Origin of the sequence: Iamia sp. SCSIO 61187 (genome assembly GCF_019443745.1) — a bacterium.
Classification (GTDB): domain Bacteria; phylum Actinomycetota; class Acidimicrobiia; order Acidimicrobiales; family Iamiaceae; genus Iamia.
In genome coordinates this window covers 3,056,468-3,069,576 of the sequence record NZ_CP050948.1, presented here as the reverse complement: position 1 = coordinate 3,069,576, position 13,109 = coordinate 3,056,468, and the positions used below count along the sequence as shown (strand labels likewise).

At 75.1% G+C, this 13,109-nt stretch carries 17 protein-coding genes; 8 read left to right on the top strand and 9 right to left on the bottom strand.

Annotated elements, in window-relative coordinates; genetic code table 11:
- The first annotated feature begins 123 nt into the window (after positions 1-123).
- A complete protein-coding gene (locus HC251_RS14570) occupies positions 124-1,023 on the top strand; it encodes a GNAT family N-acetyltransferase (protein ID WP_219941329.1) in 900 nt (299 codons plus the stop codon).
- Positions 1,024-1,145: 122 nt separating this feature from the next.
- Here HC251_RS14570 and HC251_RS14565 read toward each other — a convergent pair whose 3' ends face one another.
- The 3 genes from HC251_RS14565 to HC251_RS14555 are packed head-to-tail and all read right to left on the bottom strand — an operon-like array spanning position 1,146 to position 2,939.
- Complete coding sequence (locus HC251_RS14565; protein ID WP_219941328.1) at positions 1,146-2,162, bottom strand: zinc-dependent alcohol dehydrogenase family protein; 1,017 nt, start codon at positions 2,160-2,162, stop codon at positions 1,146-1,148.
- A gap of 22 nt (positions 2,163-2,184) precedes the next feature.
- The gene (locus tag HC251_RS14560) at positions 2,185-2,370 is read right to left on the bottom strand and encodes a hypothetical protein (protein WP_219941327.1); all 186 of its coding nucleotides are present in this window, start codon (positions 2,368-2,370) and stop codon (positions 2,185-2,187) included.
- The gene (locus HC251_RS14555; RefSeq protein ID WP_219941326.1) at positions 2,367-2,939 is read right to left on the bottom strand and encodes a hypothetical protein; all 573 of its coding nucleotides are present in this window, start codon (positions 2,937-2,939) and stop codon (positions 2,367-2,369) included. The genes HC251_RS14560 and HC251_RS14555 overlap by 4 nt, the downstream gene beginning before the upstream one ends.
- Positions 2,940-3,069: 130 nt before the next feature.
- On the opposite strand from HC251_RS14555, the gene HC251_RS14550 reads away from it, so the two are divergent.
- From HC251_RS14550 to HC251_RS14530, 5 genes are read left to right on the top strand one after another with little or no spacing between them, the layout of a single operon-like run.
- Positions 3,070-3,966, top strand: coding sequence for a universal stress protein (locus HC251_RS14550; protein ID WP_219941325.1), 897 nt, complete (start codon positions 3,070-3,072; stop codon positions 3,964-3,966).
- Positions 3,967-3,982: 16 nt separating this feature from the next.
- Positions 3,983-5,026, top strand: coding sequence for a zinc-dependent alcohol dehydrogenase family protein (locus HC251_RS14545; RefSeq protein WP_219941324.1), 1,044 nt, complete (start codon positions 3,983-3,985; stop codon positions 5,024-5,026).
- 39 nt (positions 5,027-5,065) lie between these two features.
- Positions 5,066-6,325, top strand: a complete 1,260-nt coding sequence (locus HC251_RS14540) for an NAD(P)/FAD-dependent oxidoreductase (protein WP_219941323.1) — start codon at positions 5,066-5,068, stop codon at positions 6,323-6,325.
- 12 nt (positions 6,326-6,337) lie between these two features.
- Complete coding sequence (locus tag HC251_RS14535; RefSeq protein WP_219941322.1) at positions 6,338-6,655, top strand: TusE/DsrC/DsvC family sulfur relay protein; 318 nt, start codon at positions 6,338-6,340, stop codon at positions 6,653-6,655.
- Between the two features lie 11 nt (positions 6,656-6,666).
- Positions 6,667-7,128, top strand: a complete 462-nt coding sequence (locus HC251_RS14530) for a DsrE/DsrF/DrsH-like family protein (RefSeq protein ID WP_219941321.1) — start codon at positions 6,667-6,669, stop codon at positions 7,126-7,128.
- 66 nt (positions 7,129-7,194) lie between these two features.
- On the opposite strand, the gene HC251_RS14525 is transcribed toward HC251_RS14530, so the two are convergent.
- Positions 7,195-7,641 carry a cyclic nucleotide-binding/CBS domain-containing protein gene (locus HC251_RS14525; RefSeq protein WP_219941320.1) on the bottom strand — a complete coding sequence of 149 codons (447 nt, stop codon included), beginning with the start codon at positions 7,639-7,641 and terminating at the stop codon, positions 7,195-7,197.
- Positions 7,638-7,844, bottom strand: coding sequence for a DUF1918 domain-containing protein (locus HC251_RS14520; RefSeq protein ID WP_219941319.1), 207 nt, complete (start codon positions 7,842-7,844; stop codon positions 7,638-7,640). The genes HC251_RS14525 and HC251_RS14520 overlap by 4 nt, the downstream gene beginning before the upstream one ends.
- A 184-nt stretch (positions 7,845-8,028) precedes the next feature.
- On the opposite strand from HC251_RS14520, the gene HC251_RS14515 reads away from it, so the two are divergent.
- Positions 8,029-8,937 carry a universal stress protein gene (locus HC251_RS14515; RefSeq protein ID WP_219941318.1) on the top strand — a complete coding sequence of 303 codons (909 nt, stop codon included), beginning with the start codon at positions 8,029-8,031 and terminating at the stop codon, positions 8,935-8,937.
- Positions 8,938-8,954: 17 nt separating this feature from the next.
- Here the strand turns inward: HC251_RS14515 and HC251_RS14510 are convergent, their stop codons facing one another.
- From HC251_RS14510 to HC251_RS14495, 4 genes are read right to left on the bottom strand one after another with little or no spacing between them, the layout of a single operon-like run.
- Positions 8,955-9,803 (bottom strand): universal stress protein, encoded by an 849-nt coding sequence (locus tag HC251_RS14510; RefSeq protein ID WP_219941317.1) that lies wholly within the window; start codon positions 9,801-9,803, stop codon positions 8,955-8,957.
- Positions 9,804-9,806: 3 nt separating this feature from the next.
- The gene (locus HC251_RS14505; protein ID WP_219941316.1) at positions 9,807-10,238 is read right to left on the bottom strand and encodes a pyridoxamine 5'-phosphate oxidase family protein; all 432 of its coding nucleotides are present in this window, start codon (positions 10,236-10,238) and stop codon (positions 9,807-9,809) included.
- 14 nt (positions 10,239-10,252) lie between these two features.
- Positions 10,253-11,098 (bottom strand): universal stress protein, encoded by an 846-nt coding sequence (locus HC251_RS14500; RefSeq protein ID WP_219941315.1) that lies wholly within the window; start codon positions 11,096-11,098, stop codon positions 10,253-10,255.
- On the bottom strand, positions 11,095-11,601 hold the full coding sequence (locus tag HC251_RS14495; RefSeq protein WP_219941314.1) for a TraR/DksA C4-type zinc finger protein: 507 nt from the start codon (positions 11,599-11,601) through the stop codon (positions 11,095-11,097). Before HC251_RS14495 ends, HC251_RS14500 begins: the two co-directional genes overlap by 4 nt.
- Positions 11,602-11,780: 179 nt before the next feature.
- Between HC251_RS14495 and HC251_RS14490 the strand changes: the two genes are divergently transcribed.
- The gene (locus tag HC251_RS14490; RefSeq protein ID WP_219941313.1) at positions 11,781-12,998 is read left to right on the top strand and encodes a CoA-binding protein; all 1,218 of its coding nucleotides are present in this window, start codon (positions 11,781-11,783) and stop codon (positions 12,996-12,998) included.
- The last annotated feature ends 111 nt before the right edge of the window (positions 12,999-13,109 follow it).

Genomic DNA, 13,109 nt, shown 5'->3' with positions numbered 1-13,109 from the left:
GCCACCGGGACGGGGGCGGGGCAGGGCCGAAGGTCCCGGCCGGGGCGGCCGGCGACCGCGGTCCGGGGTGCGAAGCGACCTTCGGCCCTACTGGAGCGGCGCCGCCGCAGGCAGGATCGAGGCATGGACGAGACGGTCCCCACCCCGGTGCGGCAGGTGCACCTGCCCGACGGGCGTGACCTGGTGGTGCGGCCGGCGACGACGGCGGACATCGGCGGGCTGACCGCCCTCTACGACGACCTCGACGAGGAGTCCCGGTACCGCCGGTTCTTCTCCCTCTACCGCCCGGGTGCGCCGTACTTCGAGCGCCTGGTCGCCGCCCCCGACCGCGGCGGCGCCTGCCTCGTGGCGGTCGTCTCCGGCCCCCACCACCCGGACCAGCTCCTCGGCGAGGACCAGATCGTGGGCGAGGCCGGCTACGAGCCGCTGCCCGACGGCAACGGCGAGCTGGCCATCACGGTCCACCGCAGCTGGCGGGGGTGGTTGGGGCCGTACCTGTTCGATGCGCTGCTCGAGCACGCCTCCAGCCAGGGGGTGCCCAACCTGGAGGCCGACATCCTCGTGACCAACCGGCCCATGCTGGCCCTGGTCCGGGCCCGCCGCTACGCCGCCATGCCCCGCACCGAGTGGACGGTGATGCGGGTGGTGGTGGGGGCGGCCGACCCGCTGCCGGAGTGGCCGCCGCACCGGACCGGGCCCCGGGTCCTGCTCGAGGGCGTGGGTGGCCGGTGGCCGGCCGAGACCGACGCCGAGGCCGCCGGCCTCGAGGTCCTGGCCTGCCCCGGCCCGGGTCGCTGCCAGCGGCCCTGCCCGGCCCTCGAGGGCGAGCCCTGCCCCCTCGTCGACGGGGCCGACGTCATCGTCATGCTCTCGCCCTCGACCGAGGAGGGCTGGGACGAAGTCCGGGAGTCCCACCGTCGTCTCCACCCCGAGACACCGGTCATCGTCGAGGGCCCTCACCCCCACAAGGGCGTCGACCTCGTGCGCACCGTCCAGCGGCGCCTGCGCGAGTCGGGCTCCTGACCGGCCCACGGCTCCGTCGCCGGTCCACGTTCCCGCGACATCTCGCAACCTGCGACGTCCAGCGAGCAAGCCCCTGGCCAGCTGCCGCGGGTTCGGTGGTGTCGCAGGTTCGCGGATCAGGGTCACTGCGACCCAGTGCCGTCCAGGGTGATCACGGCGGCGCCGGTGACCCGGTCGGCGGCCAGGTCGGTGAGCGCCTCGTCGGCGCGCTCGAAGGGGTAGGGCGTGACGGTGGTGCGCACCCCGGCGGCGACGGCCCGCTCGAGCAGCTCGACGCCGTCGGCCCGGGTGTTGGCGGTGACGCTGCGGACCTGCCGCTCCTGGAACAGGTGGCGCTGGTAGTCGAGGACGGGCACGTCGCTCAGGTGGATGCCGGCGATGGCCAGGGTGCCCCCCCGGTCCAGGGCGGCCAGGGCGACCGGCACCAGCTCGCCCGCCGGGGCGAAGAGGATGGCCGAGTCGAGCGGCTCGGGTGGGCGCTCGGCGGCCCCGCCGGCCGACGCCGCGCCCAGCTCGAGGGCGAGGCGCTGGGCCTCGGGGGCGCGCGTGAGGACGTGGACGGTCACGCCGTCGGCGATGGCCAGCTGGGCGGTGATGTGGGCCGACGCCCCGAACCCGTAGATCCCCAGGCGGCCGCCGGGGGGGACGGCGGCGCGACGCAGCGCCCGGTAGCCGATGATCCCGGCGCACAGCAGCGGGGCGACGTGGAGGTCGTCGTAGGCGTCGGGCAGGCGGTAGGCGTAGCGCTCGTCGACCGTGGCCCACTCGGCGAAGCCGCCGTCGTGGTCCCATCCGGTGAAGCTCGGCGTCAGGCAGAGGTTCTCGTCGCCGCGCCGGCAGAACCGGCACCGCCCGCAGGTCGCCCGCAGCCAGGCGACGCCGACGCGGTCGCCCACCGCGAGCCGGCGGGCGTCGGGTCCCACAGCGTCCACCACGCCGACGACCTCGTGCCCGGGCACCACCCCCGGCCGGCGGGGCGTCAGGTCGCCCTCGGCCAGGTGGAGGTCGGTGCGGCACACGCCGCACGCGGTCACGCGGACGCGGATCTCACGGTCGGTGGGGGCCGGGACGGGGCGCTCGACCAGACGGAGGGGGCCCTCGGCCGCCGGCGCGGTCCCGGTGACGGCCCAGGCCCGCATGGTCGCGGTCCCGGCCGTCGGGTCAGCCGGCGCGGTGGACGCCGAGCACACCGGGGCGGGCCTCACCGCAGTAGGGACAGGCCAGCGGGTAGCCATCGGACCAGTCGCCCTCGGCCAACCAGCGCCGCGAGCACCGCGGGCAGCGCAGGTGGCTGAGCGCCCCGACGGGCACGTCGGCGTCAGGGGGTGAGACCGCGGCGGCGGTCACGTCGAGGCCTCGTGCGTCGGTGGCGGCACGTCGTCGGCGTGGGCCGTGGCGGCGGCGGCCCGGAGCACGGCGACGACGTCGTGGATGGCGACGGTGGCGCCGTGGCGCAGGTCGTCGAGCGAGGTCGTGGCCGAGTGCTGGACCCGGCGGGACGCGTCCCGCACGTCGGCGGCCAGGTGGTCGAGCTCGCCGAGGGCCTCCTCGGCGGCGGACTGCGCGTCCAGCCGCCCGAGGTGGGCACGGACCCGGAGGGTGTCGACCACCTGCCGGCCGTGCTCGCTCGCCGTCGTCAGGGCGTCGTGCACGTCGTCGTGGTCGTGCGCCCGCTCGGCCGTGAGGCGGGCGCCGGCCAGCACGAGCTCGAGCTGGAGGCGGAAGACGGCGGCCTCCACGGTCTCGGCGTAGTGAGCCCAGGCGGCGTCGGTCGCAGGGGTCGCCACGAGGCGGTGGCGGAGCGCGGTGGCGGCCCGGGCCACGACCCCGGCGGCCTCGAGCGCCTCCTGCTCCGTCAGGGGACCCACCGTCGGGTCCTCGGTGGGCGGCGGGTCGACAGGTCGGGTGGTCGTCATGCGCTCCTCCTGGTCATGCCCCACGGTGCGCCGGCGAGGTCCGCCCCGCCAGGGTCCAAGGTCCCCCCGGCCGGTCCGCACAGGACCTTCGCCTCTGGACCTCGGCGGTGGCGCGGCGCACGCTCGGGGCATGGATGCGCAGAGGATCACCACCACCACGGCGCTCCCCGTCATCGAGCGGGTCGTCGTCGGGTTCGACCGCTCCCCGGCCGCACGGGCGGCGCTGCGGGTCGGCGCCGGGCTCGGGCGGACGCTCGGGGCCGAGGTCCACGCCATCGAGACCTGGCAGTACCCGGCGACCACGGTGATCCCCGGGGGCGCCACCCACCTGGCCGACCGCCGGGCCGTCGACGCCGAGGTCACCGACGAGATGGAGCACAGCGTCGCCGACGTCCTCGGCGGCGACGCCCGGTCGGTCGCCTGCAGGGTGGAGCGCGGGCCGGCGGCCCCCGCGCTGGTGCGCCACAGCCAGGGCCGCGGCGCCCTCGTCGTCCTGGGCAGCCGGGAGCTCTCGGCCTCGGACCGGGTCCTGCTCGGGTCGACGACCCACGACGTCCTGCACGGCACGACGGCTCCCGTGCTCGTCGTCCCCGAGGGCCCCGCCGCGTCGGAGACCCTGCGCCGCATCGTGGTCGGCGTCGACGGCACCCCGGGCTCGCAGGAGGCGGTCCTCCTGGCGACCTCCATCGCCCTCGGCGCGGGCGCCACCGTCGTCGTCGTCCACGCCACCGACCGGGCTCGCGAGGCACGCGGCGACCGGGTCGACCACGCCGCATGGGCATGGGAGCACCTGAGCGGTCCGTGGACCGACGCCATGTCCGAGCGCGGCCTCGAGGTGCGGCCCGTGGTCACCGACGCCGAGCCGCGAGCGGCCCTGGCCGCCATCGCCGACGACGAGGACGCCGACCTGATCGTCGTCGGCCGGTCCCGGCGCTCGTTCGGGCCCCCGTGGCACGTGGGCAGCGTCGCCGCCTTCCTCACCCGTCACGCCGGTCGCCCGGTGCTGATCGCCCCGCCCTCGATCTAGCCGAAGGAGAAACGCCATGCGTGCGCTCGTGTACCACGGTCCTGGATCGAAGGCCTGGGAGGACGTGCCCATGCCGCGCATCCAGGCCGACACGGACGCGATCGTCCGCGTCGACTCCGTCACCATCTGCGGCACCGACCTCCACATCCTGAGAGGTGACGTCCCGGCCGTGACCGACGGGCGCATCCTCGGCCACGAGGCGGTGGGCACCGTCGAGGAGGTGGGTGCGGGCGTCAAGAACGTCGCCGTCGGCGACAAGGTCCTCGTCTCGTGCATCACCTCGTGCGGAGCCTGCCGGTTCTGCCGCGAGGGCCGCTACGGCCAGTGCCTGGGCGGCGGGGGCTGGATCCTCGGTCACCTGATCGATGGCACCCAGGCCGAGTACGTCCGGGTTCCGTTCGCCGACACCTCGACCTACCCGGCGCCCGAGGGCGTCACCGACGAGGACCTGCTCATGCTGGCCGACATCCTCCCGACCGGCTACGAGGTGGGCGTCCTCAACGGCGAGGTCCGCCCCGGCGACGTGGTCGCCGTGGTCGGTGCCGGTCCCATCGGGCTGGCCGCCATCATGGGCGCCCGCTTCTTCAGCCCCGCGCACGTCGTCGCCATCGACAAGGCCGACTCCCGGCTCGAGGCGGCCAAGCGCTTCGGGGCCGACATCGTGGTCAACAACGACCGCGAGGACCCGATGGCCGTGGTGGCCGGGCTGACCGACGGCCTGGGCGCCGACGTCACCGTCGAGGCCGTGGGGGTGCCCGCGACCTTCGAGCTGGCCGCCGCCCTGGCTCGGCCGGTCGGGCACATCGCCAACGTCGGGGTCCACGGTGAGCCGGCCACCCTCCACCTGGAGGACCTCTGGATCAAGGACGTCACCATCCGGACGGGGCTGGTCGACACCTCGTCGACACCGACGCTGCTGCGGCTGCTCACCAGCGGCCAGGTCGACACCTCGCCCTTCATCACCCACCACTTCGCCCTCGACGAGATGGTCGAGGCCTACGACGTGTTCGGGCGGGCGGCCGACACCGGTGCCCTCAAGGTCGTCCTCACCCGCGCCTGAACGAACCCGAGGTCCCGCCCACCACCCGAGGAGCCCGCCATGCCCACACCCCGCCAGCACATCGTCGTCCTCGGGGGCGGGACCGGCGGGACCTCCGTGGCCAACCGCCTGCGGCGGGAGCTCCCCGCGGACGAGGTGACCATCACGGTCGTCGACCAGGACGACCGCCACGTCTACCAACCCGGCCTCCTCTTCGTGCCCTTCGGCCTGGCGACCGCCCGGGACCTCGTCCGCCCGCGCCGGGCGCAGCTCCACCGCGGCGTCGGGCTGGAGCTGGGCGAGATCGACCAGGTGGGTCTCGACCCGCGGGTCGTCCGCCTCGACGACGGGACCGAGCTGCCCTACGACGTCCTGGTCGTCGCCACCGGCGCCCGGCTCCTGCCCGAGGAGACCGAGGGCCTCACCGGCCCGGGGTGGCGGGAGCGGGTCTTCACCTTCTACGACCTGGCCGGGGCGTCGGCCCTCGCCGGGGCGCTGGCCCACTTCGACGGCGGTCGCATGGTCATCGACGTGGCCGACCTCCCGATCAAGTGCCCGGTCGCGCCGCTGGAGCTGGCGTTCCTGGCCGACTGGTTCTTCCGGGCGCGGAACATGCGGGACGACGTGGAGATCGTCTACGCCACCCCTCTCGACGCCGCCTTCACCCGGCCCGTCGCGGCCCGGACGCTCGGAGGGCTGCTCGAGCAGAAGGGCATCGAGCTCGTCACCGACTTCAACCTCGGCTCGGTCGACGGCGAGGCCGGCACCCTTGTGTCCTACGACGACCGGACGCTCGACTTCGACCTGGCCGTCGTGGTCCCCCTCCACGGCGGGGCCGCCTTCGTCGACCGGACCCCGGGGCTCGGCGACGAGCTCGGGTTCGTGCGGGTGGACCACCACACGCTCCAGAGCGCCGTGTCGGAACGGATCTTCGCCGTCGGCGACGCCGCCGCCATCCCGGCCTCGAAGGCCGGGTCGGTCGCCCACTACCAGGGCGAGGTGGTGGTGGAGAACGTCCGGCGGGTGCTCGACGGCGAACCGCCGACGGCCCGCTTCGACGGGCACACGACGTGCTTCATCGAGTCCGGCTTCGGTCGGGCCCTGCTGATCGACTTCGACTACGAGACCGAGCCGCTGCCGGGGCACTACCCCGGGCGGATGGGGTTGCCGCTGCTCAAGGAGTCCTGGCTGAACCACGTCGGCAAGCAGCTGTTCGAGCCCCTCTACTGGCACAGCCTCCTCCCCGGGCGCGACGTGCCCGGCCTCGGCAGTGCCATGCCACGCGCCGGGAAGGCGCTGGCCGCCGCGTCGCCCGACTGAGAGGACCCTGCCATGCCCACCACGACCATCGCCGGCCACACCGTCGACGTCAACGACGAGGGCTTCTTCGTCGACCCCAGCCAGTGGTCCGCCGAGATGGCGGCCCCTCTGGCCGCCACCGTCGGCGTCGACCAGCTGACCGAGGACCACTGGCGGGTCATCCGCCTCATGCGGTCCGAGTACGACGAGAAGGGCACCGGGCCCACGGTCCGCGCCCTCGGCAAGGTGTCGGGCCTCCCGATCAAGCAGCTCTACCAGCTGTTCCCCAAGGGCCCGGCCAAGACCGCCGCCAAGGTCGCCGGCATCCCCAAGCCGCGCGGCTGCATCTGAGAGGACCCACCATGGCCATCGAGAAGGTTTCCGTCATCATCTCCAAGGGCAGCCTCGAGGCGGCCTACCCCGGGCTGATCCTCGCCAACGGGGCGCGCGCCGAGGGCATCGAGGCCGACCTGTTCTTCACGTTCTTCGGGCTCGACGTCATCCACCGGGAGCGCCACGAGCACCTCAAGGTGGCGACCGTCGGCAACCCGGGCCTCCACCTCGCCACCCTCGTCGGTGGTCTCCCCGGCGTCTCGTCGGTGATGACCCACGTGCTGGCCAAGAAGATGGACGCCCTGGACATCCCGCCCATCCCCGAGATGGTCGAGATGATCGCCGACACCGGGGCCGGGCTCTACGCCTGCAAGGCCTCGACGGACCTGTTCGGGCTGACCGAGGACGACCTCATCCCCCAGGTGAAGGGCATCATCACCGTCGGCGAGTTCTACGACCTGGCCGCCGACGCCCAGGTCATCTTCACCTGATCCTCCGGGGGCGCGAGCGTCGAGCGTCTCGGCCCGGGTCCCGGGCCGGGACGCTCGACGGGCGCGTCAGGCCGTGGCCGGGACCTGGGCGTCGCGGTGGGGGAACAGCACCTCGGCGGTGACGGGCCGCACCAGGTCGGCCAGGTCGGCCGCCAGGTCGACGAGCAGGTCGTCGACGGTGACCACCCCGATGAACCGGCCGTCCTCGACGATCGCCAGCCGGCGGACGGCGTTCTCGCGGAAGAGGCGGAAGACGTCGTGGGCGTCGGCGTCGGCGGCCACGGTCAGGACCGGCGAGCTCATCACCCCGTCGACGCGGGCGTCGGCGTGCATGCCCTTGGCCAGGCCCCGGCGGACCAGGTCGCGGTCGGTCACGATGCCGACCAGGTCGTCGCCGTCGACGACGGCCACCGACCCGACGCCGGCGACCTCCATGACGGACGCGACCTCGCTGATGGGGCGGTCGGGGGCCACCGCGACCCCGGAGCGGCGGGAGACGTCTCGGATCCTCATGATCGTGCTCCTCCGTTGCTGAGATGCTGGACGTGGGCGTCGGGGCCGGGGAAGAACAGGCACTCGTGGCCGGAGTCCTCCCAGCGGACGAGGTAGGGCGGCTCCCCCTCGGGGCCGCGGACCTCGAGGACCTCGCAGTCGCGGTCGTGCTCCCCGACCCTGTGGCCCTTGATGACGATCCGATCACCGGCGTTGGCGTGCATGGGGGCCTCCTCGGGTCCACCTCCCATCGTCCCGGGCCCGGCACCACCCGGGTAGGGCCGAAGGTCCACCCCCGGCCCGAAGGTGGAGGGACCTTGGACCCTGGGCGTCGCCGGGGGTGAGGCGCACCCTGGGGCCAGACAGCTGCCCCGGCCGCGATCGACCGGGTCCGAACGAGGAGCCCCCGTGCGCGCACCACACGACCCCGCCGCCACCCCGTTGGAGGAGATCGGGACGACGCCCCGGTCCGAGCCCGACGCACCGCGCGTCGTCGTCGCCGTGGACGGGTCGGCGACCGCGGCCCACGCCCTCGAGGTCGCCCGGGCCGAGGCCGAGCTCATGGGGGCGTCGCTCGAGATCGTGTGGGCCTGGACGCTGGAGGCGATCCCCTCCGTGGCCCACCACACGTCGCACACCTGGGCCGATGCCCACGTGGCGGCGTGGGCCGCGCCCGCCCTCGCCGGGCCCCGCCAGGTGACGACCCGGGCTCTGTGGGGCGCTCCCGGTCCCAAGATCGTGGAGGCCGCCGACGGGGCCGCCCTCGTGGTCGTGGGCGCCCGCGCCCTCGGCGACCTGGGCTTCCACCTGGGGTCGGTCAGCCGCTACGTCCTCGACCACTGCACCATGCCGGTGATGGTGGTGCGCGACGGCACCGAGGCGTCGCCGGTGGACCTGGGCGGCCCCATCGTCGTCGGCATCGACGGGTCGACCCCGTCCCGCCGGGCGTTGGACTGGGCCCTGCGCGAGGCCGCCCGGCGCCAGGTCGACGTCGTCGCCGTCCACGGGTGGGAGGCCCCGGCGGCCATGGTCGGCCCGGTGCCGACCACGATGCAGCCCGCCAACGTCCTCGCCTCGGCCTCCGAGCGCCTCGTCGCCGCGGAGCTGGACGCCATGCAGGCCGTCGCCCCGACCGTCCGGCGCGAGGGCCGGGCCCTGTGCCGGGGTGGGTCCCAGGCGATCCTCGACGAAGCCGCCACCTCCAGCCTGGTCGTGGTCGGGTGCCGGGGTCGAGGGAGCCTCCTCCACCGCGCCCTGGGCTCGGTGAGCCACCAGGTCGTGGCCCACTCCCCGGTGCCGGTGGTCGCGGTGCGCTGACGCGGCGAGCCCGTCGGTCAGGGGTCGGGGACGAGGACCACCGGGCCGGGGGCGAGCTGGGACAGGCGCAGCGCGGTCGACCCCAGGAGCAGGGCGGCGACGCCGCCGATGCCCCGGGTGCCCACCACCACCAGGTCGCCCTGCTCGGAGCGCTCGAGCAGCACGTCCGCCGGGGGACCCTCGACCAGCACCGGCTCGACGTGGACGTCGCCGGCTGACGGGGGCAGGGCGCCCACGATGCGATCGAGCTCGGCGCGGGCCGCGTCGCGGTGCACCGGGTCGCGCGGGTCGAGCAGGACCGGTGCGGCGAGGATCGGCACCTCCCAGGCGTGGACCAGGTGCACGGGCAGGCCCCGGGCCCGGCCCTCGGCCAGGGCCCAGCGCAGGGCTCCCTCCGAGGGTGCGGACCCGTCGACGCCGACGACGACCCGCTGCGGCGGCGGCACCGCTCCGTCGTGGACGACGGCGACGGGGCACGGGGTCCGGCGGAGGCAGCGCTGGGTCACCGAGCCCGAGACCAGGCCGTGGGTCAGGCCCGCCCGGCTGGGACCGAGGACGAGGAGGTCACCGGCATCGACGTGGTGGAGGAGACCCGACACGGCGAAGTCGACCTCGTCGACGGTGCGGGCCACCTCGTCGACCCGGCTGCCGAGGGCGTCGCGCAGCAGGCGGTCGAGGGCCGGGCTGCGGGGACGGTCACCGCCATCGGGGGACGGCTCGCCGGGGCCCTCCCCGTGCCGGCCCGGGTAGGCCCAGCACAGCACGGCGGTGACCGGCCACCCGCGGGCCCGTCCCTCCTCGACGGCGAAGCGGGCGGCGGCGGCCGCCGCCGGCGTCTCGTCGACGCCCACCACGATGCGCTCCACCGGTCACCGCCCCCGTTCGGCGCCGATGAGACGGCCCGTGATGGTCCCGGGGACCAGGCGCATCAGGATGTCCTTGGTGCCGCCCGCCCACGGCGAGATGGGGAGCTGGCGGAGGTGGACGAGCAGGTCGGGCTGGTCCTCGGTCACGACCTCGAGCCGCCCGACGGCCACCACGCTCCAGGCGGTCCGGGCCTCGCGGTCGAGGTCGTCGATCTCGAAGGCGGCGATGGTCCCGGGTCCGTGGGCGACCTTCGACCCGGGTGCGGTCCGGAACACGATGTCGATCCCGTCGAGGACGTAGTTCACCGGGAAGATGGCGGGGACGTTCCCCTGGTTGATGGCGAGGCGCCCCACGTCGTCGGCCTCCAGGAGGGCGAGGCACTCCGCCCGGTCCATGTGGTGGACGAGACCGCCCTCGTCGTCGGTGGTGCCCACGGCGCTCTCCTCTCTCAGCCGTCGGTGGCGGTGGTGGTGTCGGGGCTCGTCACCAGCGCCTGGGCGCCGGCAGGGGCGACGAGCAGCGGGCACAGGGCCTGCTGGGCGAGGCCGGTCACCGTGCTCCCGAGCAGGGTCCGGCCCAGCCGGCTGCGTCGGTGCGACCCGACGATGTAGCAGCCGACCGGGCCCTCGACCGCCCGCAGGATGCCCTCCTCGGCGTCGGCGGCGGCGGACAGGCTCGAGGTGATGGTGAGGCCGAGCTGGGCGGCGCGCTCCTCGGCCCAGGCCACGATGCGGTCGGCGTCGGTCCAGGCGTCGGGCTCGCTGGGCCGGGTGATCGTCGTCGTCACGACCAGGGGGGCACCGGTGGCCCGGCTCCAGAGGACCGCAGCGGCCATCACGTCGTCGTCGATCTCGGTGCCGTCGAGGGCGAGGACGGCTGGCGAGGACAGGTCGGCCGGCGTGGACGCGGTGCACGCCGGCCCCAGGACGAGCGCCGGCATGGCGCTCTCCCGGACGACGTCGACCGTCACGCTGCCCAGGGCGAGCGACAGCAGGGCGCCGCGTCCCCGGGTGGCGAGGCACATCACCGCGCCGGGGTCGCGGTCGAGGTGGGCGAGGGTGGCGGCGACGGACTCGACGGTGTCCTCGACGGTGGTGCTCACGGCGACGCCCGGGGGGACCGTGGCGGCGACCTCGTCGAGGCGTCGCTGGGTCCTCTCCGGTGCCAACCCGACCGGATCGACACCGACGAGCTCGAGGGTGGCGCCGGTCATCCGGGCCAGCGCCCCGGCCACGGGGATGGATCGCTCGCTCGAGGCCGCGTCGCTCACCGGGACGACGATGCTGGTGATCATCGTGCGCTCCGGGTGCGGGTGTGGACGGCGTCCTCCTCGGCGCCGGGGACCACGACGTCGTCGTCGTCCCCGTCGTCGTCCCAGGCGTCCAGCTCCTGGACGGCGACGCGCAGGGCGGGGTCGAGGACCGGGGTCGGACCCCGCTCGGCGCGGCGCTCGTCGGCGGCCTCGCAGGCGACGCAGAACCGGGTCGCGGGGACGAGCTCGAGCCGCTCGTCGGGGATGGCGACCCCGCAGGCGACGCAGGATCCGTAGGTGCCCAGGTCGACCCGCGTCAGGGCCAGGGCGACCTCGGCCCGCTCGTCGTCGACGACGACGCGGAGCGACTCCTCCACCTCGTGCTCGAGCAGGAGGGCGGCGCCGTCGGGGCCCCATGCGTCCGACGCCGGACGGGTGTCGGCGTCGGACTGGCCGGCGGCGAGGTCGCCGTCGACGGCCGCGTGGATGGCGGAGAGGCGCCGAGCCTCGGTGACGAGCAGCTGGCGGGCCCTGGTCTCGTTCATGGCGTCCTCCTCGGATCGATGCCGCGAGGATGCGCGACATCCGCCGTCGACGCCAGGGCCGTTGGACCCTGGCGAGAGGCCACCGGCGAGGTCCTCCGCCGTCCCGGCCGGGACCTAAGGCCCTGCCGGGCCGGGCTCCGCGGTCGTACGTTCGGAACCGGAGGGGGCAGGAGGTCACCATGCACACCGCTCGCACCATCGGGATCGTCCTGGCCGGCATCACCGTCGGTGCGCTGGCCGTCCTGGCAGGGCTGATCGTCGTGCTCGGGGTCCTCCCCGGCCTCGGCGTGGGGGCGGCGCTCGCGGCCGTGGTGCTCGCCCACTACGGGCTGGCCCTGCGCCCCTGGCACCGGCGCTGGGGCGCCACCGACGACGAGGTCCACGGCCCGCTCCCCGGTGACGACCTGGTGCCCGACGGCTCGTCCACCACCCGCGCCGTCGCCATCGCCGCCCCGCCCGAGGACGTCTGGCCCTGGCTGGTCCAGCTCGGGTGGGGGAGGGCGGGCTGGTACAGCTACGACTGGATCGACAACGACGGCCGGCCCAGCGCCGACTCGATCGTCCCCGACTGGCAGGACCTGGCGGTGGGGGATCGCATCCTCATGACCCCCGACGCCGGGTTCGTCGTGCACCGCCTCGACGCCCCGCACACCCTCGTGGCCCTCACCGACGACGGCTCGACCTCGTGGTGCCTGCGCGTCGCGCCCGACGGCGACGGCAGCCGCCTCGTCAGCCGCTTCCGGGCCCACGCCGACGTCACCCCGGCGACCCTCCTGTGGTGGGTCGTCGCCGACCCGGGCGTCTTCGTCATGGAACGCAAGATGCTGCGGGGCATCGCCGCCCGGGCCGAGGCCCGCCATGCCGCCGCCGCCCCCGTCGTCCCCGTGCGGGTGGCCCACCCGCACCACGACCGGCGCCCGACGGTCCACCCGGAGGACGCCGAGGCGTTCCTCGAGGGTCACCGCATCGCCGTCGTCGGGGCATCGGACGACAGGGGCAACATGGGCGGGGTCATCGCCCACGAGCTCTGGCTCCACGGCCACGACGTCGTCCCCGTGCACCCGACCGCTGCCGTCGTCGCCGGCCACGAGTGCCACCGGACGATCGGTGACGTCGCCGGTGAGGTCGACGGCGCCGTGATCGTCGTCCCCGCCCCGGCCGCGGTGGACGTGGTGCGCCAGTGCATCGCCGCCGGCGTCGGGTCGATCTGGCTGTTCAAGGGCATCGGCGGCGAGGGCGCCGTCTCCGACGAGGCCGTGGACCTCTGCCGGACCCACGGCGTCGCCGTCGTCGCCGGTGCCTGCCCGCTGATGTTCCTCCGCCCGGTCGGGAGCGTCCACCGGTTCCACCGCGCCGCCCGGCGCGCCCGAGGGACCCTCGCCCACCAGGCGGGCTGACCCTCTCCCAGGTCCCCACGGTCCTGGCGCCCCATCCTTCCGTCGGTCGGTGGCGCCGGGGCCGTGGCGCACGGTGGGTCCGGGACGAGCGGCGCCGGGCAGGGGACCTTC